Source organism: Glaciimonas sp. PAMC28666 (assembly GCF_016917355.1).
Classification (GTDB): domain Bacteria; phylum Pseudomonadota; class Gammaproteobacteria; order Burkholderiales; family Burkholderiaceae_D; genus Glaciimonas.
Genome location: NZ_CP070304.1, coordinates 4,159,153 through 4,185,994 on the forward strand (window position 1 = coordinate 4,159,153; position 26,842 = coordinate 4,185,994).

Annotated in this window: 27 protein-coding genes; 6 read left to right on the top strand and 21 right to left on the bottom strand. The window is 51.7% G+C overall.

Going from position 1 to position 26,842, the window contains the following annotated elements; translation table 11 throughout:
- Positions 1-47 precede the first annotated feature (47 nt).
- The 4 genes from JQN73_RS17680 (at position 48) to JQN73_RS17695 (ending at position 4,386) form a co-directional block, all read left to right on the top strand.
- Positions 48-1,391: an MFS transporter gene (locus JQN73_RS17680; RefSeq protein ID WP_205320283.1), complete on the top strand. Its 1,344-nt coding sequence runs from the start codon at positions 48-50 to the stop codon at positions 1,389-1,391.
- A gap of 467 nt (positions 1,392-1,858) precedes the next feature.
- A complete protein-coding gene (locus JQN73_RS17685; protein WP_205320284.1) occupies positions 1,859-2,317 on the top strand; it encodes a MarR family winged helix-turn-helix transcriptional regulator in 459 nt (152 codons plus the stop codon).
- Between the two features lie 155 nt (positions 2,318-2,472).
- A complete protein-coding gene (locus JQN73_RS17690) occupies positions 2,473-3,036 on the top strand; it encodes an isochorismatase family protein (RefSeq protein WP_205320285.1) in 564 nt (187 codons plus the stop codon).
- Positions 3,037-3,075: 39 nt separating this feature from the next.
- Positions 3,076-4,386: an MFS transporter gene (locus tag JQN73_RS17695; RefSeq protein ID WP_205320286.1), complete on the top strand. Its 1,311-nt coding sequence runs from the start codon at positions 3,076-3,078 to the stop codon at positions 4,384-4,386.
- Between the two features lie 46 nt (positions 4,387-4,432).
- Here the strand turns inward: JQN73_RS17695 and ureG are convergent, their stop codons facing one another.
- The 13 genes from ureG to JQN73_RS17760 form a co-directional block, all read right to left on the bottom strand.
- A complete protein-coding gene (ureG, locus tag JQN73_RS17700; RefSeq protein WP_205320287.1) occupies positions 4,433-5,077 on the bottom strand; it encodes an urease accessory protein UreG in 645 nt (214 codons plus the stop codon).
- A gap of 76 nt (positions 5,078-5,153) precedes the next feature.
- The gene (locus JQN73_RS17705; RefSeq protein WP_205320288.1) at positions 5,154-5,834 is read right to left on the bottom strand and encodes an urease accessory protein UreF; all 681 of its coding nucleotides are present in this window, start codon (positions 5,832-5,834) and stop codon (positions 5,154-5,156) included.
- A 13-nt stretch (positions 5,835-5,847) separates the two neighbouring features.
- Positions 5,848-6,369, bottom strand: coding sequence for an urease accessory protein UreE (gene ureE / locus JQN73_RS17710; RefSeq protein ID WP_205320289.1), 522 nt, complete (start codon positions 6,367-6,369; stop codon positions 5,848-5,850).
- 15 nt (positions 6,370-6,384) lie between these two features.
- Positions 6,385-8,085: an urease subunit alpha gene (ureC, locus tag JQN73_RS17715; protein WP_205320290.1), complete on the bottom strand. Its 1,701-nt coding sequence runs from the start codon at positions 8,083-8,085 to the stop codon at positions 6,385-6,387.
- The gene (locus JQN73_RS17720; protein WP_205320291.1) at positions 8,082-8,432 is read right to left on the bottom strand and encodes an urease subunit beta; all 351 of its coding nucleotides are present in this window, start codon (positions 8,430-8,432) and stop codon (positions 8,082-8,084) included. The genes ureC and JQN73_RS17720 overlap by 4 nt, the downstream gene beginning before the upstream one ends.
- A gap of 58 nt (positions 8,433-8,490) precedes the next feature.
- The gene (locus tag JQN73_RS17725) at positions 8,491-8,793 is read right to left on the bottom strand and encodes an urease subunit gamma (protein ID WP_205320292.1); all 303 of its coding nucleotides are present in this window, start codon (positions 8,791-8,793) and stop codon (positions 8,491-8,493) included.
- A 68-nt stretch (positions 8,794-8,861) separates the two neighbouring features.
- On the bottom strand, positions 8,862-9,719 hold the full coding sequence (locus JQN73_RS17730) for an urease accessory protein UreD (RefSeq protein ID WP_370551370.1): 858 nt from the start codon (positions 9,717-9,719) through the stop codon (positions 8,862-8,864).
- A gap of 116 nt (positions 9,720-9,835) precedes the next feature.
- Positions 9,836-10,534: an urea ABC transporter ATP-binding subunit UrtE gene (gene urtE, locus JQN73_RS17735; protein WP_205320294.1), complete on the bottom strand. Its 699-nt coding sequence runs from the start codon at positions 10,532-10,534 to the stop codon at positions 9,836-9,838.
- An 85-nt stretch (positions 10,535-10,619) separates the two neighbouring features.
- Positions 10,620-11,474: an urea ABC transporter ATP-binding protein UrtD gene (urtD, locus tag JQN73_RS17740; protein WP_205320295.1), complete on the bottom strand. Its 855-nt coding sequence runs from the start codon at positions 11,472-11,474 to the stop codon at positions 10,620-10,622.
- The gene (gene urtC / locus JQN73_RS17745; RefSeq protein WP_240162317.1) at positions 11,471-12,664 is read right to left on the bottom strand and encodes an urea ABC transporter permease subunit UrtC; all 1,194 of its coding nucleotides are present in this window, start codon (positions 12,662-12,664) and stop codon (positions 11,471-11,473) included. Before urtC ends, urtD begins: the two co-directional genes overlap by 4 nt.
- Positions 12,661-14,277, bottom strand: coding sequence for an urea ABC transporter permease subunit UrtB (gene urtB, locus JQN73_RS17750; protein WP_205320296.1), 1,617 nt, complete (start codon positions 14,275-14,277; stop codon positions 12,661-12,663). The genes urtC and urtB overlap by 4 nt, the downstream gene beginning before the upstream one ends.
- A 223-nt stretch (positions 14,278-14,500) precedes the next feature.
- On the bottom strand, positions 14,501-15,754 hold the full coding sequence (gene urtA / locus JQN73_RS17755; protein WP_205320297.1) for an urea ABC transporter substrate-binding protein: 1,254 nt from the start codon (positions 15,752-15,754) through the stop codon (positions 14,501-14,503).
- Positions 15,755-16,280: 526 nt separating this feature from the next.
- The gene (locus JQN73_RS17760; RefSeq protein ID WP_205320298.1) at positions 16,281-17,141 is read right to left on the bottom strand and encodes a ferritin-like domain-containing protein; all 861 of its coding nucleotides are present in this window, start codon (positions 17,139-17,141) and stop codon (positions 16,281-16,283) included.
- A 231-nt stretch (positions 17,142-17,372) separates the two neighbouring features.
- On the opposite strand from JQN73_RS17760, the gene JQN73_RS17765 reads away from it, so the two are divergent.
- Both JQN73_RS17765 and JQN73_RS17770 read left to right on the top strand, forming a co-directional pair.
- Positions 17,373-17,612, top strand: a complete 240-nt coding sequence (locus tag JQN73_RS17765; RefSeq protein WP_205320299.1) for a hypothetical protein — start codon at positions 17,373-17,375, stop codon at positions 17,610-17,612.
- 91 nt (positions 17,613-17,703) lie between these two features.
- Positions 17,704-17,859 (top strand): hypothetical protein, encoded by a 156-nt coding sequence (locus JQN73_RS17770; protein WP_205320300.1) that lies wholly within the window; start codon positions 17,704-17,706, stop codon positions 17,857-17,859.
- 96 nt (positions 17,860-17,955) lie between these two features.
- Here JQN73_RS17770 and JQN73_RS17775 read toward each other — a convergent pair whose 3' ends face one another.
- The 8 genes from JQN73_RS17775 to JQN73_RS17810 all read right to left on the bottom strand — a co-directional run bounded on the left by JQN73_RS17775 (position 17,956) and on the right by JQN73_RS17810 (position 26,824).
- Positions 17,956-18,618 carry an amino acid ABC transporter permease gene (locus JQN73_RS17775; RefSeq protein WP_205320301.1) on the bottom strand — a complete coding sequence of 221 codons (663 nt, stop codon included), beginning with the start codon at positions 18,616-18,618 and terminating at the stop codon, positions 17,956-17,958.
- Positions 18,619-18,820: 202 nt separating this feature from the next.
- Positions 18,821-19,627: a cystine ABC transporter substrate-binding protein gene (locus JQN73_RS17780; protein ID WP_205320302.1), complete on the bottom strand. Its 807-nt coding sequence runs from the start codon at positions 19,625-19,627 to the stop codon at positions 18,821-18,823.
- Positions 19,628-19,813: 186 nt separating this feature from the next.
- Positions 19,814-20,791, bottom strand: coding sequence for a Rossmann-like and DUF2520 domain-containing protein (locus tag JQN73_RS17785; RefSeq protein WP_240162318.1), 978 nt, complete (start codon positions 20,789-20,791; stop codon positions 19,814-19,816).
- Complete coding sequence (locus JQN73_RS17790) at positions 20,749-22,755, bottom strand: ATP-binding cassette domain-containing protein (RefSeq protein WP_370551255.1); 2,007 nt, start codon at positions 22,753-22,755, stop codon at positions 20,749-20,751. Before JQN73_RS17790 ends, JQN73_RS17785 begins: the two co-directional genes overlap by 43 nt.
- Positions 22,756-23,044: 289 nt before the next feature.
- Complete coding sequence (gene prmB / locus JQN73_RS17795) at positions 23,045-23,929, bottom strand: 50S ribosomal protein L3 N(5)-glutamine methyltransferase (protein ID WP_205320303.1); 885 nt, start codon at positions 23,927-23,929, stop codon at positions 23,045-23,047.
- 103 nt (positions 23,930-24,032) lie between these two features.
- Entirely contained in the window at positions 24,033-25,175 is a 1,143-nt protein-coding gene (gene dapE / locus JQN73_RS17800; protein ID WP_205320304.1) for a succinyl-diaminopimelate desuccinylase, read from the bottom strand.
- Positions 25,176-25,177: 2 nt separating this feature from the next.
- Complete coding sequence (locus tag JQN73_RS17805) at positions 25,178-25,531, bottom strand: ArsC family reductase (RefSeq protein ID WP_205320305.1); 354 nt, start codon at positions 25,529-25,531, stop codon at positions 25,178-25,180.
- Positions 25,532-25,684: 153 nt separating this feature from the next.
- The gene (locus JQN73_RS17810) at positions 25,685-26,824 is read right to left on the bottom strand and encodes a PilT/PilU family type 4a pilus ATPase (protein ID WP_205320306.1); all 1,140 of its coding nucleotides are present in this window, start codon (positions 26,822-26,824) and stop codon (positions 25,685-25,687) included.
- Between the last annotated feature and the right edge of the window lie 18 nt (positions 26,825-26,842).

The window sequence follows — 26,842 nt, forward strand, 5'->3', positions numbered from 1 at the left end:
AAAAAAACAAACGTTATTTCAAAAAACGGATAGTCGGAGACAAGGTTATGAACAATTCTAAAAGCAGGAGTAGCATGCGCAACAACCCGATCAAGGTGTCATTTGCCTCCATGATCGGCTCGGCGGTTGAAAGTTATGATTTTTTTATTTACGGCACGGCAGCGGCAACTTTTTTTGGAAAAATCTTCTTCCATACGAGCACACCCATTGTCGGCATTCTCGCGTCGTTTGCGACATTGGCAATCGGCTTCCTCATGCGGCCGCTAGGCGGCTATCTGGCGGGACATTATGGTGACCGCGTCGGACGCAAAGCCGTTTTGCTATGGTCCCTGATCGGGATGGGCGTAGCGACCGTACTGATTGGCGCACTGCCCACTTATGAGCAAGCTGGCATCATTGCGCCAATTCTGTTGATCCTGTTGCGCATGATACAAGGTGTCGGTTTTGGCGCTGAGTGGGGCGGAGCGGTACTAATGGCTTGCGAGCATTCACCACCTGAGCGCCGTGGCTTCTTTGGCGCGGTGCCGCAGTTGGGCATTCCGCTTGGTCTGCTGCTGGCAAATGGCGCTTTTCTCCTGTCCGGTTCGCTGCTTGAGGGCGATTGGGTATGGCGCGCTCCGTTCCTCGTATCGTTTGTGATGGTCGCTGTCGGCTTTTTTATTCGGATGAGTGTCGACGAATCGCCCGAATTTGAGGCGGTCAAAGCCAGCAATAAAATCGTTCGTCAACCGGCGCTCGAGGTAATTCGCAGTGACTGGCGTGCCATTCTAAAGATTATCGGTTTGCGTATGGCGGAGACTGGCGGCTACTACCTGACAACCAGTTTCATGCTTTCGTATGTGGTGCTGGCCCAACTCTCGACCACCAAACAGGTCTTGATCGGTACGATGACGGGATCGGCCATCGGTCTTGTCAGCCATCTGGCCTACGGCGCGCTTAGCGACAAAATCGGTCGTCGGCCGATTTTCCTTTTCGGCGCGCTGTTCACGGTCCTGTTCGGCATCCCGATGTTCTTGATGATTAATACCGGCGCGGCCACGATGGTTGTAGTTGCTGTGTCGATGTCGCTACTGTTCAGCCACGACCCAATTTTTGCCGTGGAGTCGAGCTGGTTCTCCGAACAGTTTCCTGCGAACGTGCGTTCGTCCGGCATCTCGTTGGGCTATAACGGTGCCTCGCTGGTGGCGGGATTGTTGCCAATTATCGCGACCGCACTGTTCGGGGTGGTTGGATGGATCGGGCCAGCGCTAATGTTTTCGGGCCTGGGGGTAATATCTCTACTGTGCGGGCTATCGATGCGCGAGACCGCGCCGGCGGTGGTCAATAAACGCGCTGTGACGACCTCCGAGCATCGACTCAGAAGTGCCAGCAGTGTAAGCAATGTCAGGTAGAGAGCCCGCAAAAGCGCTGGGTCTGTCATCGCCTGCGCTGACGGAAACCTCAGCGCAAGTAGCAGTGGCAGTATTATTGGCAGCGCTGAGTTCACTCAGGTGAATCTTGCGCATTGATGCGCGCCCGGCGACCAACGGTAAAGATGCTTCCTGACGCTGGATAGCGCCCGGCTTAACAAGAAACCCGCCATCAACCTCATCCCCATCCTCCTTTATTGCTGCAAAACATCAATGAAGGTGTCTCATCTGTAATCGCCGCCGGATCTACATTTCTGTCTCGTTTCCGGGTAAAAGTCTTCTTAGTGTGAGGGGCTTGCGAGGTAGCAAAAGCACTAAACCCATATATTTTCGACATCCACATAACATTCCGGTCCTTGACATGGGGCAACATGTTTTGTATGCTAATTAGAAGGTAGGCTTTGTAGTTTGCCTTTGTAGTTTTTTTACTATCTTCTCTAAATAAGCGTATGGAATCCCCTGAACATCAAATTAACGGTGACGCGGCGCGCGCGTTGGTGCTTGCTGGCGAACTACGGGTATTGCTGGGAAAATTGAAGCGGCGTCTGCGCGAAGAAGTGCACCCGGGCGATTTCACGGCGTCGCAGATGTCGGTACTGAGTCGTTTAGAGCGCGAGGGTCCTGCAACCGTGACGGCGCTGGCTATCGCTGAAGGTGTGCGGCCGCAATCCCTGGGCGCAACAGTTGCGGTCCTGACCGCGGCCGGCATGGTGAGCGGCATGCCTGATCCAGAGGATGGACGGCAAACCATCCTGTCTCTGACCGCTACCTGCCGAGAGTGGGTCGGTGCAGCCCGCGCTGCACGCGAGGATTGGTTGTTCCGCGGCATACAGGTGAAATTGACTGCGGATGAGCAAGAAACCTTAGCCATCGGGATTAAGTTGCTCAGTCGTCTCGTCGATGAGTGACAGAGGGCCGTTTGAATCTATCCACGGCAACAAGAACGCTGGCGTTGGCCGAATTTTTATCAATGACGTTGATTCCAATATCTTTGTCTTGACGCTGTGCCCTGTGCCGCATTTATACCTGCTGAAGTTCACATCAAACAAAAGGAAAAAATATCATGGCAATCACCACCCTCGATCTTCGTACCGCGCTAATTGTCGTTGATTTGCAAAACGGACTGGCCTCCCTTCCTGCCGTTCCATCTGTCAGCGAAATAGCAGTGCATGCCGCCACTCTGGCCAAGTTCTTCCGAAGCCAGAGGTTGCCGGTGGTACTCGTCAACGTTGCCGGCGGTGCTCCAGGCCGCGCGGAGCAAGCCCGTAACCTTGGAACGCCGCCTGCGGGATGGCTGGACTTCATGCCGGTGCTTAGTCAGCAACCGGAAGATCACGTGGTAACGAAGCAAACCTGGGGCGCGTTCACCAATACCGATCTGGCGACGTATTTAAAAGCGCGTGAGGTTACCCAAATCGTGATCGTCGGCGTCGCTACCAGCATTGGTGTTGAATCGACCGCACGACAGGCGCACGAGCATGGCTTCAACGTGACGCTCGCTGTGGATGCTATGACCGACATGAATCCAGATGCACACCTGAACAGCATCACCCGGATTTTTCCGCGGCTGGGAGAGACCGGGACAGTGCTGGAGGTTATTGCATTGCTCGGAAAAGAACGCGCTTGAGTGCGTTATCTATGCAGATTACATGAGTGGACATAAAAGTTGAAAGGTACTTTCCGTTCGTTAAGCAGCTACAACTACCGGCTCTGGGCCGGTGGTGCCATCGTGTCCAATGTTGGAACATGGATGCAACGCACCACGCAAGACTGGTTAGTACTGACGCAGTTGACCCATAAAAATGCCACGGCGGTTGGTATCGTCATGGCACTCCAATTTGGACCTCAGCTTCTATTGCTGCCGCTGACCGGTTTCGTCGCCGACCATTTCGACCGGCGAAAGCTGCTAATCGCGACGCAGGCGTTGATGGGTGCACTTGCGCTCGGACTGGGATTGCTGACCATTTTTGCCTTGGTCCAGTTGTGGCATGTTTATGTATTTGCGTTTTTGCTAGGCTGTGTAACCGCGTTTGATGCGCCGGTGCGCCAGACGTTTGTCGGTGAGTTGGTTGGAGAAGCCGATCTTTCAAACGCGGCGGCACTTAACTCGACGTCGTTCAATGCGGCGCGAATGATCGGTCCCGCCATTGCCGGTATTTTGATCGCGGCTGTGGGCTCGGGATGGGTATTTTTAATTAATGCGGCCTCTTTCGTTGCGGTGCTTTGCTCGCTCAAATTTCTTCGCGTGCACGCACTGCATCGAACGGATAGGGCACCTCGGACGCCCGGCGGATTCGTTGAAGGATTTCGCTACGTATGGCGGCGTCCCGATCTGAAAGCGGTCCTACTGATGCTGTTTTTAATCGGAACCTTTGGGCTGAACTTTCCGATTTTCATCTCGACGATGTCCGTGACGATATTTCATGGAGGATCAGGACAATACGGTCTGTTGACGTCGACGATGGCAATAGGATCCGTGGCGGGCGCACTGTTGGCGGCCAGACGTGCGCAACCGCATATTGGCCTTTTGCTGGTTGGTGCGGCAGTTTTTGGGATCGGTTGCACGCTGGCTGCGGTCATGCCCAATCCTGTGCTTTTCGGCCTTGGGCTGATTGTCATAGGGGTATCCACACAGACTTTCACCACCTCTACCAATAGTCTGGTGCAACTATCCACCGAGCCAGCGATGCGCGGGAGGGTCGTGGCAATTTTGCTGGCGGTAGCCTTAGGAGGAACACCTCTGGGCGCGCCAGTGGTAGGCTGGGTAGCGGATAGATTTGGCCCGCGGTGGGCGCTTGGCGTCGGTGCTGCTTCTGGCTTTGCGGCTGCGCTTGTCGGGATTTACTATTTGAAAAAATACCGCAACTTACAAGTGTGGTTTAGTGCCGGACGTATTCGCTTCAGCGTAGACGATCTTACGGTATGGAGCGATCCCACTGCATCCGAAAAACGCACCGACGCATCGATTGTAGGGTGAGACCCGGAGGCGCGACGGCGCGTTATTGACGTTTCAACGATTGAAATTACGCTTTTTTACGGTCCAGCAAACCTTGCGTACGGATGAAGGCAACGACTTTTTCGACACCATCGCCGCTGCGCAGATTGGTGAAAAGAAAAGGTCGGTCGCCGCGCATGCGTTTGGCATCATGCGCCATCACGTCAAGATTGGCCCCCACATAAGGCGCGAGATCGGTTTTGTTGATGATCAGCAGATCGGAGCGCGTGATCCCGGGACCACCTTTGCGCGGAATTTTTTCGCCGCCAGCGACATCGATGACATAAATGGTCAGGTCGGATAATTCGGGACTAAACGTGGCAGCCAAATTGTCGCCGCCGGATTCCAGCAAAATCAGATCAAGATCAGGAAAGTCGGCGCTCATGCGGGCGATTGCTTCCAGATTGATCGATGCATCCTCTCGAATCGCAGTGTGCGGGCAACCCCCGGTTTCCACACCCATCAGGCGTTCGGCTGGCAGTGCGTCCGCGCGCAACAGGATCTCCATGTCTTCTTTGGTATAAATGTCGTTGGTGATGACCGCCATTTCATAATCGTTACGCATACTTTTACATAACATTTCACACAGAGCAGTTTTACCGGAGCCCACCGGGCCGCCAATTCCTACGCGTAACGGATTAGGAGTGGATACTAGGGTAGTGGCATTATTCATAGTAGATTACTTACAAAAATGGTTGAATTGGGTGCTTCTATCAGACCTCACTAACAAGCCAGGCATTAAAGCTTGATCATGATCGATACAACCGGCTGTATTGCTCTTCGTGCTGCATCGATAACAGTGATAATCCTGGTGACCAATTAGATAAATCATCGTCGGCCAATTGCTGGGAATGCTCGGCCGCACGTTGTAGTTCTGGCTGTAATGACAGTAATAAACGTTGCCCCGAAACCTGACCGAGCGGCACAGATTTAACGCAGACCAAAACTTGATTTTCGGCCCACGTAAACAGCATCCCCAGTAAGGTAGCTTCGTGCGGAATTCCAAGCGCCACAGCAGCAAAGGCGAACGCCGTCGGCAGGGGCAATTCGGGCTGTGCCTGCAAAATAGCCAGCAATGTTTCATCGCCGATTTGCAGATCGATCACCAGTTTGCCGAGAGAATATCCCATCTGGATGGTCTCTGCCCGAAACTCAGACGTGTCGCGTGCGGCAATAAAACGTTCGGTCCAAATGGCAACAGCATCAGCATCACGTTTTTCGAACGCGTGTAACAAGCGCCAAAAGATCGGCGCTTCAAAATAAGCGACCACATGGTGCAGATGATCAATGATCCATGCCCGTGCAGAGGCTTGGTCGTTGACCAAACCTTTTTCTATCGCTGATTCCAGACCTTGGGAATAGCTATATGCGCCTATCGGCAGCGATGGGCTGGATAGTTGCAACAAATGGAGCAGAGCGGTTGCTTGCATGATGGCTATAGGCTCAGCTGGTCGATTCCGGTTTGTCGCCGGGACGATGAATTTTTTGACGTATCGGGACCGGTGCAAGCAGGCCATCGTGATGATGGTGCCCCCCCCCGTAAGCACCGGATTCCGGCTCGAATGCCGCCAATTGTCCGATGACTGTCGCGCCAAGACCTTCGAGCATTTCGCGCAGCACGACGTCCTTTCGGATGCGCAGAAAGCCGTCGCCAACTTGCGCCTGGGTATGCCGATTGCCCAGATGGAATGCGCAACGTAACAGCGCAAGTGGTGTTGCGCATTCCACGCGATAGGTGGCCTCATCCGCAGCGATGACTTTTATCACCGATTGCTTGCCATCGTCGTCGACGCCCGCGATCAAATCGCCATTGCGCAGAACGGTTCCCCGCACCGTAAAAACACCGACTTCGAGACCGGATGTGAGCGTGGCGCGCAGCCGACTTTTTTCACGCAGGTCGTAGGGCAGGACCAGCTCGCCGTCAATTTTTTCAGCATGGTCGATTTTTGTATTAAGAGTCAGCATGGAATGTTGAAATAATCAGAATAAAAAGTAACGTTGTGCCATTGGCAAGATGATTGCCGGTTCGCATACCAGAAGTTCGCCATCGGCGCGGACTTCGTATGTTTCGGGGTCGACTTCCATGTGCGGCGTGGCGCTGTTGTGAATCATGTGATGTTTACGTAGGTGACGCATGTTTTTCACCGCGACCACTGGTTTATTCAGCTTCAGCAAGTCGCCGATACCATCGTCATAGGCGGCTTGCGAAACAAAGGTTAATGAGGTTTTAAGTCCGCCGCCATAGGCACCGAACATCATCCGATAATGGACCGGTTGCGGAGTCGGGATGGACGCATTAGGGTCACCCATTTGCGCAGCGGCAATCATGCCGCTTTTCAAAATCATGGACGGCTTGACACCGAAGAAGGCAGGTTTCCACAACACTAAATCGGCGATCTTGCCGACTTCGATGGAGCCGACTACATGAGAAATACCGTGCGTAATGGCAGGGTTAATAGTGTATTTGGCGATGTAGCGTTTGGCGCGAAAGTTGTCGTTACGACTGGTATCTTCTGGCAAAGATCCCCGTTGCGTTTTCATCTTGTGCGCGGTTTGCCAGGTCCGCATAATAACCTCGCCAACGCGGCCCATCGCTTGCGAGTCTGACGACATCATGCTGATGGCACCGATGTCATGCAGAATATCTTCTGCTGCAATGGTTTCGCGACGAATCCGGGATTCTGCGAAGGCAACGTCTTCCGCAATGGACGCATCGAGATGATGGCAGACCATCAGCATATCCAGGTGCTCATCCAGCGTATTGACGGTGTAGGGGCGGGTCGGATTGGTAGACGACGGCAGGACATTCCCCTGGCCGACCGCAGCGATAATATCCGGCGCATGTCCGCCGCCCGCACCTTCGGTATGGAAGGTGTGGATGGTGCGGTCCTTGAACGCTGCCAGGGTGTGTTCCAAAAAGCCACCTTCGTTTAAGGTGTCGCTGTGAATGGCGACTTGCACGTCCATGCGGTCTGCTACATTCAGGCAATTATCGATCGCCGCTGGCGTAGAGCCCCAGTCTTCGTGGAGTTTCAGGCCAATCGCACCGGCGCGAACTTGTTCTTCCAGCGGCGTCGGCAGACTTACATTGCCTTTGCCGAGAAAACCGAGATTCATCGGGAACGCATCTGCGGCCGATAGCATTGCGTGTAAGTGCCACGGACCCGGCGTGCAGGTTGTCGCTGCCGTGCCAACTGCTGGTCCGGTGCCGCCGCCCAGCATCGTCGTCACACCGCTCATCAATGCTTCTTCGATCTGCTGGGGACAAATGAAATGGATGTGCGAATCGATACCGCCAGCAGTGACGATCATGCCTTCGCCAGCGATGATTTCTGTAGCCGCCCCGATTGCCATCGTGACGTTGGGCTGAATATCGGGATTGCCAGCTTTGCCGATTGCCGCAATGCGGCCGCTTTTGAGGCCGATATCGGCTTTAACGATGCCCCAGTGGTCAAGAATGACAGCGTTAGTGATGACGGTATCCATGACGTCCCGATGATTCCGCTGCGACTGGCCCATGCCGTCGCGGATGACTTTACCGCCGCCGAATTTGACCTCTTCGCCGTAGGTGGCGTAATCCTTTTCGATTTCAATGAACAGCGTCGTGTCTGCCAGGCGGATACGGTCGCCCGTCGTGGGGCCGAACATTTCAGCGTAGGCCTGCCGGGAAATCGTGCTCATTGTGCTTCCTTCTGTGTCTGTGGATCTTTTTCTATTTTTTGGTCCAATGCGCCCATTACTTTTCCGTTGAAACCGTAAACCTTCCGCTCACCCGCCAGCGCGACTAGCTCAACGGTCCGTTTTTGGCCCGGCTCAAAGCGTACGGCAGTACCCGCTGCAATGTTCAGGCGCATGCCATAAGCATCTTCACGTTCAAATATCAAGGCTGGATTGGTTTCATAAAAATGATAATGCGAGCCGATCTGAATCGGCCTGTCACCACTATTGGCGACTGTAACGGTGGTAGTTCTGCGGCCGACATTGAGTTCAATGTCGCCGTCTTCGATCAGCATTTCGCCAGGGATCATGGAGATTTCCAGTGTCTAAAAGGTGTTGCATGGAGACGAATGAAGGGCGGTGAACTGTTTAAGGAATCGGGTGATGCACAGTGACCAGCTTGGTTCCATCGGGAAAAGTCGCTTCCACCTGGATGTCGTGGATCATCTCGGCAATGCCGTCCATCACGTCTGCGCGACTCAAGATTTTAGTGCCTTCCGACATCAGCTCGGCCACCGTTCTGCCATCGCGCGCACCTTCCATGATAGCTGCCGTGATCAGCGCAATCGATTCTGGATAGTTCAACTTCAACCCGCGGGCTTTGCGTCGTTCCGCCAATAAGGCAGCTGTAAATATTAACAACTTATCTTTTTCTCGAGGAGTCAGTTCCATCTGTTTCTTTCTATGATGTTCGTCTATGTCAATTTTGTTATTGTTTTTGGCGTCTGAAAGTCGCCCGGTCAGGTGTTCCAGATTCTCGGAATCACCGCAGCGCGGCCTAATAATTCTGGTCTGATCTGTTGCCACGCCTGCGTCATCCATTGTCGGGCAAGTTCACTGGAATGACCAAGAAATCGCAGGACGATGACGGATTTCATTTGCGTTGCCCCTACCATCGCCTGACCGTCTGCGAGTAGGTTGCTGGCTTCGCGCAAATCGTTCATGACTTTTACCGGGAGAACTTTTCCTACCGCGATCAAGGTCGCGCAGACGGTATGGTCGGCCAATCCCAATGGGCTGCGCATGGTTGCCGTACCGCCGCTGATACTGCCTTGCTCGAACCAGAGCAATTTTCCGGCGCGACGAATGCTGGTGCGCTGGCTAATCTTTCCGCTGTCAAATGACTCACCGGATGCGGTCCGCCCAAAACACAATATTTCGCCACCGATATACTGTGCGTCTGCAGCTAACGCGACTTGATGATCAAGCTGTACAACGGCGCGATTGAAGAAGATGGTTTCTTGTGGCAACCATTCAAGTGTCGCGCCTTCCGTTACTGAAAGGGAGACATGCTGATGCGATACGTTGCCATTGGCTTTGTACCATTTAGCAGCACCGGGCGTGGTGAGAAGGGCGTGTGCGTTTGGCCCGACGTGGGCGGATATTGCCAGTTGATCGCCGCCTACGACCCCACCGGGCGGATGGATAATGATTGCATGACAGACAGCCGGTTGCTCAGGGTAAAGCGGCTTCTGTACTCGCAGTGGGCCAAAATGACTGCGCTCAATCAAGCGGGTTGTGCCGTTATCATTGGCAAAACCCAGGCTCAGACGCGCCTGCCAGGGGCCCGGTTTGGTGGACGGTGCAATGTCTGGCAGGAATGATGGCAATGCGCTTTGTTCGGTATGCTGAGTTTTTCCCGCAGGTACGGTGGGGCCACGCGTTTTGGTTGCTACGGGAAGGTCTGGGGCGTCAACAAATTTCATCTCCGAGACTATACCGCCAAGTGCCGTTTCACGCTGGCATCATCCATTTGCGCTTGTGTTCCGGCGGCCACAACCTCGCCGCGTGACAAGACGATAAAGTTATCGGCCAGTTCCTGAGCGAAGTCGAAATACTGTTCACATAACAGAATACCGATATCGCCGCGTTCGCGTAACAACCGGATCACGCGACCGATGTCTTTAATGATTGACGGTTGGATACCCTCAGTCGGTTCGTCGAGAATGATCAATTTGGGTTCCGCCAGCAAAGCGCGGGCGATGGCGAGTTGCTGCTGTTGCCCACCGGACAGATCGCCGCCGCGTCTTTGCAGCATCTCTTTGAGTACGGGAAACAGCTCGTACACTTCTCCTTTTATAAGGGAGGCTTTCTTGCCGGATTTGGTCGCCATGCCCATCAATAAATTTTCCTCTACTGTCAGACGCGCAAAAATCTCGCGGCCCTGAGGCACATAAGCGATGCCAAGGGCGGCGCGCTGATGTGGTTTTAATTTGGTGATGTCGCGACCTTCCAGCGTAATTTTGCCGGTTGCTGTCGGTAATACGCCCATCAGACACTTCAATAACGTCGTTTTCCCTACGCCGTTGCGGCCTAAAAGACTCAGACATTTGCCTTTTTCGACGGTGAGCGACACGCCCCGTAATGTATGGGAGGAACCGTAGTATTGGTTCAGTTGGTCGACGTTTAACATATGCAATATCCTGAGGAGGTGTTTTTTTAAATGGTCTTCGCCATTTTATTTTTGATCGTCTGGTGTGAATGATGAAGCTTGGCGCTTAACGACCCAAATACACTTCAATGACGCGCTCGTCTGCCTGAACTTCGGACATTTTTCCTTCAGCAAGAACGGATCCCTCGTGGAGAACCGTGACTTTGTCCTGTTGGGCGATTTCGGTCACAAAACCCATGTCATGTTCCACCACCACAATCGAATGTTTTCCGCGTAATTCATTGAGTAGCTCAGCCGTGCGTGCCGTCTCGGCATCCGACATACCTGCTACCGGTTCATCCAACAAAATCAATTGCGGCTCTTGCATGAGCAGCATGCCGATTTCCAGCCATTGTTTCTGACCGTGGGAAAGTAGCCCGGCAGGTCTGCTTTCCTGGCCGTTCAGACGTATCAGTCGGAGAATCTCATCGATCTTTCCCATTTGCTCCGAGGACAAGCGTGCGAACAGCGTGGTGCGGACGCGTTTGTCCATCTTCATCGCCAGTTCGAGGTTTTCAAACACTGTATGCTGCTCAAAAACAGTCGGGCGTTGAAATTTGCGACCGATGCCCAAATGGGCAATTTCATATTCGGTCAGCTGGGTCAGGTCGATGGTCTGGCCAAAAAATGCAGTCCCGGAGGTGGGACGGGTTTTTCCTGTAATGACGTCCATCATCGTGGTTTTTCCAGCGCCATTAGGACCAATGATGCAGCGTAACTCACCCACCGAGATATCCAGATTTAGATTATTCAGGGCCTTGAAGCCATCGAACGAGACTGTGATGTTTTCCAGATAAAGAATCGCACCGTGCGTGGTATCCACCCCGTCGGTTTTGAGTCGGGCATACGAGCTGCCGTGGTCGGAATAGCGGCTGTTATCGACGGTGCCGGTGGGCAATTTTGAATCGGCGAGCGCGGTCATACAGATTCCTTGGATGCTCTGAACTTTTGTTTTAACTTGGTGGCAACGCCAACCATTCCTTGCGGCATGAACAGTGTCACCAGTATGAATATAAGTCCTAATACATATAACCAGAGTTCAGGAAATGCCCCTGTGAGCCAGCTCTTCAGACCATTGACAGTGAACGCGCCGATGATTGGTCCGATCAGCGATCCGCGACCGCCAACCGCTGCCCAGATCACCATTTCAATCGAGTTGGCAGGAGACATTTCCGATGGATTAATGATGCCGACCTGCGGAACATAGAGTGCGCCGGCAATGCCGCACAGCACTGCTGAGAGAGTCCAGACAAATAACTTGAACCATAATGGGTTGTAACCAATGAACATCAGTCGCGATTCGGAGTCACGGACAGCTTGCAGCACCCGTCCTAGTCGAGAGTTGACAATCCAACGGCAAAGCAACAACGTGCCAAGTAAAAATAGCAGGGTAATCAGGTACAGGACCGCCTTGGTGGAAGGTGCGGTAATGGAGTAGCCCAGAATACGCTTGAAATCGGTGAAACCGTTGTTGCCGCCGAAGCCGGTATTGTTGCGGAAGAACAGCAGCATAAAGGCGAAGGTCATCGCTTGCGTGATGATTGAAAAGTACACGCCTTTAATGCGTGACCGGAATGCAAAATAGCCGAATACAAACGCCAATACGCCAGGCACCAGGACCACCAAAGCCATGCAGTACCAGAAGTTATCAGTCATCGACCAGAACCATGGATAAGTTTTCCAATCCAGGAAAACCATGAAGTCCGGCAAATTGCTCTGATACACGCCATCGCGGCCGATTGCGCGCATCAGGTACATACCGTGCGCGTAGCCACCGAGCGCAAAAAACACACCATGACCGAGCGATAAAATTCCCGCGTAGCCCCACACCAGATCCAGCGCCAGCGCAGCCATCGCGTAGCACATGAACTTGGCGATCAGTGCTACCGTATAGCTGGAAATGTGTAGCGCGTTACCATCAGGAAAACTCAGATTAAGAATCGGAAGCAGGCACAAAATCAGACCGCAAATACCGATTCCAATCCACGCAGGGCGCGAGAACAGTGATAGCTTGACAGGCACGACTGAAAATGTGGTTTGCGGTTGCGCGCCAACTTTGTTGACGACGTCACTTGACCCCAATGGGGGTGTATTAACTGAAGAGCTTTTCATTCTACGCTCCTGCCTTTCAGTGCAAACAAGCCCTGTGGCCGTTTTTGAATGAACACGATAATGAATACCAGAATGGCGATTTTAGCCAGCACTGCACCGGCGACCGGTTCCAGAAATTTATTTACCTCACCGAGGCCGAGGGCGGCGATCACCGTACCGGCGAGTTGACCAACGCCGCCGAGTACCACGACCATGAATGAATCGACGATATAGCTTTGACCCAAATCCGGCCCCACGTTCCCGAGTTGCGACAGCGCAACGCCGCCCAGACCCGCGATGCCGCAGCCCAAGCCAAAGGTCATCATGTCAATTTTATCGGTCGCGACGCCGACGCAGGCCGCCATACGGCGATTTTGCATGACTGCGCGTACAAACAAACCAAGACGGGTTTTGTTGAGAATTAGCCAGACGGCAAAAACCACGAACAGGGCGAAGAAAATAATCACGATCCGGTTGTAGGACAGAACTAACGAACCCAGTACGGTGACGCCGCCAGACATCCACGATGGATTGGCAACCTCAACGTTTTGAGCGCCAAAAATTGTGCGGACAGTTTGCATCAACATCAAGCTAATACCCCAGGTGCAGAGAAGAGTTTCAAGCGGTCGTCCGTATAACCAGCGCAACACCGCGCGTTCCAGCGCAATGCCAACAGCAGCGGTGACAATGAAGGCTGCAGGCAGTGCGACGATGAGATACGCATCCAGCGCACCCGGCAGAAATTTGCGAAATAACATTTGGCAAACATAGGTCGTGTAAGCCCCGATCATCAACATTTCGCCGTGGGCCATGTTAATGATACCCATAAGCCCGAAGGTAATCGCAAGACCCAGCGCGGCCAGCAGTAAGACGCTACCGAGCGAGATGCCGTAAAACACTTTTCCAACGAATTCGGTGGTTGCCAGTTGGCGATTCAAAGCTCCCAGAGTACGCACAGTTTCAATGCGGATCGCTTCGTCCGGTTCAATAAAGCTACCGTCAGGATTCTTTTCCAGCAGTCGCTGCAATGCCGGTTTAATGCTGGCATTGGTGCTGCTTGCGAGCGTTTTGATGGCAGCCTTACGGACGACAGGATCAGTCGCATGTAAGTTGGCGGTAGCGATGACTTGTTGCAACGTGGCCTGAATATCAGGATCGCTTTCTTTTTGTAGCGCCTTGTTGATCAACGGAATTAGGGCGGGATCGGCATCCTTCAATAAATCAAGGGCCGCAGCCATGCGCCGCTTGGCATCCGGTGAAAACAATTTCAATCCAGAAAGTGCACCCTCTACGGCGCCACGCAGACGGTTATTGACGCTAATGGCTTCTGCGTCATCTGGCGTGGGGCCGGATTGGTCTGTGGCTGGATTGAAGGCCGGGTTGACCGTTTTACTGTCGTCGACGATCAGAACATCGCCGTTTGGTCGAGAATAGAGCGCATCGGTATTGAGCGCATTAAGAATTTTGGTTGCATCATCGTTAGCGAGGGCAGCGATCTTGTTGACAGCCTCGATACGGACATCCGGATCGTCACCGGCTAATGATTTCAGGAGCGCCGGATCAACCGCGGCATGGGCTGCCATCGCTTGGACGCAGAGCCAGCCGATCAGGATAGTTTTTTTTAGCCGATTCATTGCAATCTTTTTGAGTAAGGTAAAACGTTGTCTGCGGGAGACTGACTTGCATCAAGCCATAGCAGTTCATCTCAACAAGAAATGGCGTTGCGGGTGCTGTATGGCGTGGAAATTATGTTCAATGGTGCGCGGGCGGAGTGATGTTACGGTTCTTTTGCAACATGCCGATCCTTGCGGGGCGACATGTTGCAAGCAGGCGACTTACATTGTTACGGTCAGGCGATTACAACTTTTGCTTGCTCTCGTTACCCACGATGTATGGGCTCCAAGGTTGCGCACGAATGGTAGTTTTGGTCTTGTTGACGACGTTGAACTGACCATCCGCTTTGATTTCGGCAATCATTACAGGCTTGTGCAAATGGTGGTTGGTTGCGTCCATCTCCAACACGTAACCTGACGGTGCATTGAATTTTTGACCGCCCATTGCAGCGATGACTTTATCTGTATCGGTTGATTTCGCTTTTTCTACAGCTTGTTTCCACATGTAGATACCGACATAGGTGGCTTCCATCGGATCATTAGTGACGACAGTGCTGGCGTTAGGCAATTTTTGCGCAACTGCGTAGGCTTTCCATTTTTTGATGAAGGCAGCATTGACAGGATTTTTGATCGACTCAAAATAATTCCATGCAGCCAGATGGCCAACTAAAGGCTTGGTATCCACGCCGCGCAATTCTTCTTCGCCAACTGAAAATGCAACGACAGGGACGTCAGTTGCCTTCAGGCCTGCATTGCCCAGTTCTTTGTAGAACGGAACGTTGGAGTCACCATTGATGGTCGAGATAACGGCAGTCTTGCCGCCCGCTGCGAACTTCTTGATGTTGGCAACGATGGTTTGATAGTCGGAATGGCCGAACGGTGTGTACACTTCATCGATGTCAGTATCTTTGACACCTTTGCTATGCAGGAAAGCGCGCAAAATTTTGTTGGTAGTGCGTGGATAGACGTAGTCCGTTCCCAGCAGTACGAAGCGCTTGGCTCCGCCGCCTTCTTTCGACATCAGATATTCGGTAGCAGGAATAGCTTGCTGGTTAGGCGCTGCGCCGGTGTAGAAAACGTTTTTCTCTAATTCTTCACCTTCGTACTGAACCGGGTAGAACAGCAGGCTGTTAGTTTCTTTGAAAACTGGGAGAACCGATTTACGCGAAACAGAAGTCCAGCAACCGAACACGACTGAAACCTTGTCTTGTGAAATCAACTGACGCGCTTTTTCAGCAAAGAGAGGCCAGTTGGAAGCTGGGTCGACGACGACCGGTTCCAATTGTTTTCCTAAAACACCGCCATGCGCATTGATTTCTGCGATGGTCATCAGGGCGACATCTTTCAACGACGTTTCGGAAATTGCCATCGTGCCGGACAGCGAATGCAAAATACCTACCTTGATGGTGTCCGCGGCAAACGCTGACGGCAACCATCCAGCTGCTGCAAGTGCGAATGCGCCAAGTGCTGTAGCTTTTAATACGGTGCGACGTGTCATGTAAATCCCCTTGTTGTGTGTAAATGAGAAAGCAATCACTAATTTTTACTAACCTCGCAGCTGTATTAGCAGGATGCATGCCAATCCCCTGCAGGCTGGTAAGTTGCACGGAGGAAGCGTTTATATGCAAATAGAGTTGGCTTTCGGCAAAGATTCGAATTGGCGGCCGCATAGACGCTTCTTTTAAGTGCGCAGTGTGTCATAGGGGCATTACCCAGGCGCACTGAGTCAGTGCGTTGAGGTTATTTGGTGCGCGCAGTTTTGCTGTAAAGACGATTGTTGATCGAAAATGGGGCGGGAGTTCTATGCGGGAAAGAAGGACGGGCTGTAAAAGGCGACCAGAGGGGACTGGGGAAGGCAGCGTAAAAGAGAAGACGGATTACGCGAACCTGGCTTGAGTTTAGGAAACGTTCGCTGATCTACCCGGGAAAAGGGATAACGGTATAGCGGGATCACGGGATCACGGGATAATGAACAGGCGACATCATGGACGTAATCAGATCGCCGTGAAGCTCCGCCGCTTCGCCTATCGCAAAAAAACCTTATTCATAATTTGCGTGACAGGATAAGCGACTATGGTTTGAAGCACGGGCGGCAGGTCGAGCGGGCGCATCATCATTTTAATGGTCATATCGGCGCGTAAGTTGACGCGTACGGTTGTATTCATCATGGCGCTGATTTCCTTCAACCGTACCGGGTCACCAGCATGTTTCGGATCGCGGAATTTCAAAACGTGTCGCAACGCGCAAGCGCTGTCTTCGGTTTTCATTTCCAGCGTGCGACGGCTCAACGCACCGAAGATATGACGGCGACTTAATCCCTCCTTCTGGCGCAGTCGGCGAAAGTAGCGGAAAAAGTGTTTGTAATGATTGACTTCATCATTTGCAATCCGCGTCGCTAAATTGCGCATCACAGGTTCGGTGCTACTACGGGCTAACGCTTGATAAAACGTGGCGGTGCCGGTTTCGACAACGCAGCGCGCCACCATTTCAAGGGCTTTGCTAGGCTCAAGTAATTCAACTTTACAATAACGCGAATATTCTTCAAGGAAATCGTTGTAGGCAATCTGCCACTCGAATTCGGGCCAGACATGGGCGACATAGGCTCTCAGCGCATTGCCGTGTTGCAGCTCCTCAACTTCCCAATGATGCGTGAGCCAATCAGAAATTTCCGGATCGTCACCGTAATAGGCAATCAAATTTTGGGTATACAGGTCTGAGCCGCTTTCAACAAATGAAGCACATGTAGCGAGATAAAAAAGATTTTCGTCGGAGCGAACGGCTGCAACATCAATCGTCGAAAATGCCAGATCCTCGATCCGCCAATGCGGCGTTTGAGACTGCTCTACGATCGATTCGTCTTCGCTGTGCGCGTTGGGTGTTGTCATAATCAATCTCTCCAAACTAGTCGAGGCCACGGGGTGATCAATTGCTTAATTCTGAATAATGAAAATGCAATAATTCTTGCAGCGCTGCAAGTAGGACGAATGTCAACGGATTTGGTTCACATTCAATAACGTCAACATTAGTAAACACTACACTAACGTCGCGGGATGCGTAATTTTCACTTGCGTGCTACGATGGTTGATCAGTATATGGACCAATTTCGGAGGAAAGTAATGCTTTCAACCAACGATCAAAATGAAAATATTGTCTATCGTGGCTACACAATTGTGCCGCTTCCAACGCAAGGTCATGACGACCTCTGGCACGACGGTTATCAAATTCAACTTGTGGGTGTACAGATTGCGAGCAGAAATAATACGGAAAGTGCGCATAGCACCCGTGACACAGCTTTCGATAGCAGCGTAGATTTTGCTAAGATTGAAGTGGACAATCTGATTGCTTTGACTGAATAACGTGTCACGGCAAGCCATTCCGGGCGCTCAGACGAGCGTGTTACGAATGCACCCCGGTAGAGCAACTTAGAGCATCAAAGTGGAGGAGTGCATGCCCGAAGCAGCCTTTTTTGATTTCGACGCAGCTATCGTCGCTCACCGGGCGCCGACCCCGGTCCCCGAGGAAGAGCCGCCATTGCCGGGTCCCGGCCCCACCCCAAGTCCGGATGAGGAGCCTGTCCCGGACCATCATCCAAGCGATAGATAGTTTGATCGTCGCTGACTGCAAGTCATTAATGTTGTAAGTTGCTATGCCAATTTATGCATTGTTTAAGTTTCGGCTAGAACTGCGTTTTAGTTGGCTTCAGTTAGTCCTGTGAGCTTGTCCCAGTTTTTTCTCAAGACGACTTTGCAGACGTTCAAAGCAAATGCTCAAACACCAATAAATAGCCGCCGCTGCAAGATAAAGGGGAAGCGGGCGGAAGGTGACGGCGATGATTTCTTTGGTAGCCAGCATCAATTCTGTCACGGTGATGACTGATACCAGCGAGGTATCTTTTATCAGGCTGATGAGGGTGTTACTCATCGACGGCACCGCGATACGTATTGCCTGCGGAACCACGATATAGCGCAGCGTCTGCCAATAGGTCAAGCCGATGCTGTAACTTGCCGCCCATTGGCCTTTTTCGACCCCGATAATCGCTCCGCGCAAACTTTCCGACAGATAAGCTGAAGCGTTGAGACTTAACGCCAGGATACCCGCGGTGAGGGGAGAAAAATTAATGCCGACGCTCGGCAAACCATAATAAATGACAAAAATTTGCACCAATAACGGCGTGCCGCGTAGCAGACTGACATACACGGTGGCAGGCCACTGACAGAGACGCGACGGTAAAATCCGGGCGACCGCAAGCGGAAAGCCAAGCAGGAGTCCACCCAGCATGGAAGCCACCGCGAATATCAGGGTGTAACCAACGCCTTTGATTAAGGTGGGCAGCGCTAACCGAAGCAGTTCCAGTAATTCCATAAGGTCTTTATTAAAAAATATCCCCGCACGACAATTCGGGCAGGGATAATAGTTGCAGATTACGAGCATTTTAAAGCAGCTATGTCATAAATAGTTTGTTTTTGAGCGATGTTAATGTATCGGCTTTAACTAAAACGGTATCGATTAGCTGCTGTTTTGCGAGCTAAAGATGATGCGTGCTAGCGCGGTTGATCGCTTTTTGTTATTTTGCGGTCGGCGGTTTGCTAACATCAATGCCAAACCATTTTATTGATACTTTCCTGAAGCTTCCATCTTTTAAAATATCTTCAATCGCCTTGTCCAGAGCCGCCTTAAATTTTGGGTTACCCTTCTGTAACGGAATCCCTATCTTATCGATGGCACCGACCGGCGCACCGGCTTTAAGCGGCAACGCGGTATTTTTTAGTAAGTAGCCCACCAATAAGCTGTCATTCAGGGCTGCATCAATCCGGCCGCTGGCCAGATCCGCCAGGTATTCTGGTGAGCCGGGATAGGTTTTGACATCAATACCAGGAACACTTTTAGCTTTTTGTTCGAAATTGGTTCCTTGTCCTAAACCAAGTTTCTTACCCTTTAAATCTTCCAAGCTGTTAAATGTGCGCTTTTCGTCTTTGCGGACAATCAGCTGTGCACTGGAAATAGTGTACGGAATGGAAAAATCGAAGGCTTTTTTCCGTTCATCCGTAATGCCAACCTGATTCAGAATCACATCGTATTTCCCAGCGCCGAGGCCAGCCAGAATGCCGCTCCATTCCGTCGTAGTGAATTCTGTTTTTACACCTAATTTGGCAGCGATCAAATTAGCGACATCGACTTCAAAACCGGTTAACTGACCAGTTTTAGGATCTTTGAAGTTGAACGGTGGATAATTGCCTTCCATCGCTACCTTTAGCGTTCCACGCGCTTTAACCGTATCCAGAATATCGGCGGCAAAAGCGCTGACAGCTAAGCTGGAAATGAGGACTGCAGCGGCGATTTTGGTCAGGCTGGAAAGTTTTGAGTAGGCCATTTTCTAATCCTTCGGTCGATTTAATTGGGTTGCTGACGTTACATTACGCCTGCCGGTGAGGCTTGCGTAAAAGTTGTGTGATAAAAATTTTAACGGCTATCTTAATCGGTCATTCAGGCAAATGAGAAGGAATGGTTTCATCGTTGGATAGTTGTTTCGTAAAAAAAGATCTTTTGATTATTCGCGTCATGGTTTTTGTCGCGCTAAATTCAACGTCAGGGCTTCAAATTGCTCATATAACGCGGCAACTTCAGGGCTCCAATGGCGGACTGCGTCATATTGCCGTCTTACGGTGTCCATATCGCCTCGCGCAATGGGACCGGTGAGGGCGGTCGCTGGACCTAGCCTGAATGCGTTTGCAGCGCTTTCTGACAAGAGCGGCTCGATTAAACGCAACGCAACGTCGGATGGCAGACCCGCTTCGATGTAGGCTTGTTGTGCCACATCGATTAGCGTTACCAGATAGTTTGATGCAAAGACCGCAGCTGCGTGGTACAAAATTTTATTTTCGCGTTTGATGGCAACGCAGCGCCCGCCAATGACGTCAAATGCTGGAGTAAGGGTGGAGAGCGCGGCAGAGTCTCCTTCGCTCCCGCAATATGTGTCGAAGAAATGTTGGGTGACCGCCTGTGGATCAGCGAAACTACGGATGGGATGAATGCTGGCCACCGCCGCGCCGTGCGCGGCGGCAGCAGCTAACGCATCAGAACTCAGCGCGCCGCTGCAATGGAACACGATACTGCGCTCGGATAGCTTGCCATCAGAGGCGAGTGCCGCGCAACAGGCGGCAATTTGATCGTCACCAGCGGCGATTAGATAGATATCTGCCTGACGTAACTGCGCATAAGTGTTGACCGCAATGCCACCACCGATGAATTCACAGGCTTGATGCGCGCTATCGGGCGAGCGATTCAAAATATCCAGCAGCTGGAATGTCCCACGCTCGCGCCACAGCCGTGCCAGGGTTTTACCGACTTTACCGCAACCAATGATGGAAAGGGTTGGCACAGAAGGGGCGTGACCAGTGTTTTGCTGGAGGGCCTCTTCTGCGCTCGAATCGTAGGGCACAATACCGTCAGGCAGCTCGCCAGCGATATTATGCACCTTGTCTGGCATCTCAGTTAGTTGCCCAACTGCTCCAATGCTTCCTGTTGCTCCATCCATTCCGCCTCCAGTTGTGCCAGCTCCTTGGCGTAGAACGCCTGATCGGTCAACAAAGTTGTGAGTTCCTTCTTTTTGTCCTTTTCATAGACTTCAGGATTCGCCAGATGCGTATCGACAGTGGCTTTTTGTGCGTTACGTTTTGCCAGCTGTTCGTCTAGCCGCTTGATCTTCGATTCAATCGGTTTTTTCAATGCAGCGAGTTTTTGGCGTGCTTCGGCATCCTGACGCTTTTGTTCACGACGGTCTGCGCTGTCTGCCTGCGGTGCGGCAGCCGGCGCTACAGCACTGATAATCTTTGCAGTTTCTTTGGTTTTTGGCAACCCCGCGTCCTTACCAACGTTCTTGGCAGCGAGCTTGGTTTTGAACAGCCAGTCTTTGTAATCGTCCAGATCGCCATCGAACGGTTCAACTTTGCCATCGGCGACGATGATGAATTGGTCGGTGGTCGCACGCAATAAGTGACGATCATGCGATACCAGTACTAGTGTGCCCTCAAATTGGGCCAATGCCATGGTCAAAGCTTCCCGGGTTTCCAGGTCCAAATGGTTGGTTGGCTCATCGAGTAGCAGCAGGTTAGGGCGTTGCCATACGATCAACGCCAGCGCCAGACGTGCTTTTTCGCCGCCAGAAAACGGGGCAATAGAACTGGTTACCATTGGCCCATTAAAATTGAAGCTTCCAAGGAAATTGCGCAGTTCCTGCTCACGCGTCGTTGGCGCGATTTTAGCCAGATGCCACAGCGGTGACTCGTCGTGACGTAACATTTCAACCTGATGCTGGGCGAAATATCCGATCGATAAACCTTTACCAAACTGGGCGTCACCGTGCAGCGGCTTCAGTTCTTCGGCAATGGTTTTAATAAAAGTTGATTTACCGGCACCGTTGACGCCCAATAATCCAATCCGTTGACCAATTTGCAGAGAAAAATTGATCCCGGCGATGATGACTTTTTCGGTAACGTCATGGCTGGTGGCACTCTCGATACGATAACCGGCGCTCACGTCTTCCATTGTCAACAACGGATTTGGTGCGCTTAATGGCTCGCGGAACTCAAAAGAAAACTCAGCAGCGGCTCGTAACGGTGCCAGCTCTTCCATCTTGGCAAGGGCTTTCATCCGGCTTTGTGCCTGTCGCGCCTTACTCGCCTGAGCCTTAAACCGACTGATGAAGGACTCCAGATGGGCGCGTTGACGGGTTTGCTTTTCCAGCGCGCCAGCGGCCAGAATCATTTGCGCCGCACGTTGGCGTTCGAAGGATGAATAATTGCCGGTGTAACGTTTCAGCTTACGCTCGTCAATGTGGACGATGACATTGACCACGCCGTCAAGGAAATCGCGATCATGCGAGATGATAATCAGGGTTCCTGCGTAGCGTTTGAGCCAGTCTTCCAGCCAGATAATAGCGTCCAGATCCAAATGGTTGGTCGGCTCATCCAGCAGCAACAGGTCAGACGGGCACATCAGGGCTTGCGCCAGATTCAAACGCATGCGCCAACCACCAGAAAAACTGGCAACTGGTTCCTGCATTTGTGCCATAGAGAAACCAAGGCCGGTCAATAATTGCTCGCCGCGCGAGCGTACTGTGTAGGCATCAGCATCTGCCAGCGCACTGTACAAGTCACCGATCAATGTGCCATTTGCAGCGCTTTCTGGTTCGCTTTCAAGAAAAGCTAATTCTTCTTCAAGCCGACGCAATGTAATATCACCATCAATCGCGTATTCCAATGCCGGGCGGTCCAGCGCCGGAGTTTCCTGCGCGACGTATGCCATGCGCCATTTGGACGGAAAGTCGATCTCACCGGCATCGGCGTGAAGCTCTCCGCGCAATAAGCCGAACAGGCTTGATTTGCCGGCGCCGTTGGCACCGATCAGACCGATTTTGTCGCCCGGGTTAAGGGTAATGTCGACTTTGTCGAGCAACGGCTTGATGCCGCGCATCATTGAAACTTGTAGGAAACGTATCATGAAAATGGTGTGTTGAAAATGCGTTGGGGGAAGCTAATGGCGCAGCGATCAAATCGACTCGAACTAAAGATGCAGATGGCCTGAAGGGCAGCTAGCATCGATTGCCTCAGTTAATCATCGATTGAATCTTCAGTAAGTTGGAGTAAATCTGTATTAGAGTCTCAATTAAACACCCAAATCATCGAATATTTAATCCTTCCTGCTACTTTTAGCGTGCTTCCCTAAAAAAGAAAGCGCCTATGATAAGGCGCTTTTATCAATTTGCCTAAATTCTGGCATGTTCTTGTTGTTAAGGGAGCTGATCGGCTGTTAGTAAAAATACCATGTCATCGCCAGCGCTGGTCGATACCCATGTCATTTCCATATCAGGGAAAGCGGCTTCGGCAAAGGCCCGTTCATTACCGATTTCCACGATCAACACGCCGTTTTTGGTCAGGCGTTGTTTTGCACCAGCCACAATTGTACGCACTAAATCCATTCCGTCGGCACCACCGGCCAAAGCAATTTGCGGCTCCGCCAGATATTCCCTCGGCAGCTTACCCATCGAACCCGTGTTAACGTAGGGCGGATTGGTGACGATCAGGTCGTATTTTTTGTTGGGTACGTTGGTGTACAAATCAGATTCGATCAGCGTTATCCGGTCTTGCAAGTCATAGTCGTCCACATTCCGGCGCGCCACGGCAAGTGCATCGGCGGAAATATCGGCGGTATCAACGTGGGCGTTGCCAAATGCATCTGCCAACATAATCGGCAAGCAGCCGGAGCCGGTGCACAATTCAAGGATATTGGTGACGGTAGTTGGGTTTTGGACCCACGGAGAGAAGAAGTCAGGAATCAGTTCGGCGATAAACGAGCGGGGCACAATGACACGCTCATCAACATAAAAGCGGTAATCACCTAGCCATGCTTCTTGCGTGATGTATGCGGCGGGAACGCGGTCTTTACTGCGTCGTTCAATGACGCGTAACACGGTGTCGACTTCATGCTGTAGTAATCGGGCATCAAAAAACGGTTCGATTTTGTCTAGCGGCAGCTTTAATGTGTGCAGGATCAGATACGCGGCTTCGTCCAAAGCCGTGCTACTACCGTGCCCAAAAAACAGTGCTTCGGTATTAAAACGTGTGACTGCGTAGCGCAGCAGGTCGCGGATGGTAGCAAAAGAATGTGGTGTCATGGATGCAAATGATAGATGTTATGTTCGCTGTATCAGAGTTAAGCAATGCAACTGGCAGCATGCCTGAACATGCTGCGGTTTTCTGATTAGTCAGCCTCGTCGTTTATTTCAGCAAGTTTTCGAGTGTCTTTCGATAAATATTCTTCAGTGGATCGATAAATCGCACTTCGATGTGTTCATCGATTTTGTGAATACTACCGTTCGGCGGTCCAAATTCGATAACTTGTGGGCAGATTTGTGCAATAAAGCGACCATCTGAGGTTCCTCCTGTGGTCGATAATTCGGTCTCGATTCCAGTTTCGTCCTTGATCGCGGACGCGAGCGCAGCACTTAACGCACCACGTGGCGTTAAAAATGGGCGGCCGCCAATGATCCATGCCAGAGTGTACTCTAGCGCATGCTGGTCAAGGATCGCATGGACGCGTCGTTGCAGGTCTTCCACCGTACTCGCTGTCGAAAATCGAAAATTGAAATCAATCACCACGTCGCCGGGTATCACGTTCGATGCACCGGTCCCGCCGTGAATATTCGACATTTGCCAGGAGGTAGGTAGATAGTATTCGTTAGCATCGTCCCACTTCTCAGCTGCGAGCTCTGTCAATGCCGGTACGACCAGATGGATCGGATTTTTGGCCAGATGTGGATAGGCAATATGACCTTGCACGCCCTTGACGACGAGTTTCCCCGACATCGTCCCTCGACGACCATTTTTTATCATATCGCCGAGTTCACCGCTTGAGGTCGGCTCACCCACGATGCAATAGTCGAGCTGTTCGCCGCGGGCTTTCAACTTTTCGCAGACCACTATCGTGCCGTCAGTGGCGGGACCCTCTTCATCGCTGGTAATCAAAAATCCTATCGAGCCGGAGTGATCAGGATTTGCCAACGTAAATTCTTCGACGGCCACCACAAACGCTGCGATCGAGGTTTTCATATCGGCAGCGCCGCGGCCATATAACTTGCCGTCACGATGGCTGGGCAGAAAAGGGTCCGACTTCCATTGTTCACGCGGTCCCGTTGGGACGACGTCGGTATGGCCGGCAAACACCAGCAGTGGCTGCGCTGTACCTTTGCGCGCCCATAAGTTGGTCACTTCGCCAGACTGAATGGTTTCACATATAAAGCCAAGCGGGGACAGCAGCTCAATGAGTCGGTCCTGACAACCTTTGTCCTGCGGCGTGATGGAAGAGAGGGAAATCAGTTCTTCGGCGAGTGCAAGGGTTTTGCTAACGGTGGTGTTTGACATGGTTATTGATTGAAAATTTGTTGATAAAGCGCGTCAGAAAAGCTAACGTAAGTATTCTTCCCCGTAAATAACACCGGTCGTTTGATAACGGACGGAAACTCCATCATCAATGTCGTCGCGCTGATATTGTCGGTAATGCTGGCGCGTCTCTGGTCGGTCAGATTACGCCAAATGGTACCTTTGCGATTGACCAAAACGTCCCAGGCGATGTCTCTCAGCCATGTGTTGATCAACTCTACATTGACGCCATCTTTTTTGAAATTATGAAATGTGTAGGCGATCTCTTGATCTTCTAGCCAGGTGCGCGCTTTTTTGACCGTATCGCAGTTCGGGATGCCGTAAAGAGTAATTGCCATGCGTTGTGTCAGTCTTTTGAGGTAATTTAATCGTAAATATAAAAGCAAATCGTGTCGTGCAGCGCGGGTTATAGCTACATGATGGCGTCGTGCCAAGTCCGACCGTTTTGCAGGATGGCACCAGTAAGATTATAAATAAGGTCGCAAATAAGGCTACAAATCAAGCGTAAATTCGGTATAAGTCGGGCCGTCGTTTTTTTCCGGCATAGACGGTGGGACCGATTTTTTTACCTCGGACCCGTTATTAGTGATCAGCCAGTACAAATTGCTGGGGGAATCGGCTTGGGAAAGTGCTTCTTCCTGCGTAATGATACCTTCTTCGATCAATCGCATTAATGCCTGCTCAAATGTCTGTGAACCGGGCGCGATACTTTTTTCCATCGCCTCTTTAATCTGGCCGATTTTTCCTTCTTCCATTAATTCAGAGATATGGCGGGTATTGAGCATAATCTCAACCGCTGGCGCGCGTTTGTCTTCTTTGGTATTGACCAGTCTTTGCGACACGACCGCGATGAGCGTCGATGCAAGATCTTCCAATAGCGTTGATCGATTCTCCGGAGGAAAAAAACTAATTACCCGGTTCAGTGCACGGTAACTGTTATTTGCATGCAGCGTCGATACCACCAGATGACCGGATTGGGCATACGCTAGCGCCGCCGACATCGTGTCTTTGTCACGAATTTCTCCGATCAAAATACAATCTGGTGCTTGGCGTAATGCATTCTTGAGGGCGATCTCAAGATTATCGGTATCGATGCCGAGCTCGCGTTGATTGACGATCGACAGCTCGTTCTTGAATAGAAATTCGATCGGATCTTCGAGCGTGAGGATGTGTCCGGCCTGGGTTTTGTTGCGATGGTCAAGCATGGAGGCAATCGTGGTTGATTTGCCGGAACCGCAGGACCCCACAACCAATAGCAAACCGCGTTTGCGGTTTATTAATTCGGTAAGTACCGGAGGTAAGCCCAGATTTTCAAACGCGGGAATCTCGAAAGGGACGTACCGAATGACCGCGGAAATGTTGCCACGTTGCTTGAATACCGACAGCCTGAAGCTACCAATCCCGCTGACGTGCAAGCCCATGTTGAGCTCTTTATCGCGTTCGAGTTCCTGGAGCCGGGCAACCGGCACGACTTCATTGAGCAGCAGCAGAATGGTGGCTTTATCCATTTTTTGCTGATTGATCGGGACCAGATGCCCTTTGATTTTAAGGTGGATCGCCGAGTTGATGGTCAGAAACATATCGGATGCTGCTTTTTCCTGCATCAGACGAAACAAGCGATCCATTGCCATGATGGCTCCTTAAATGCG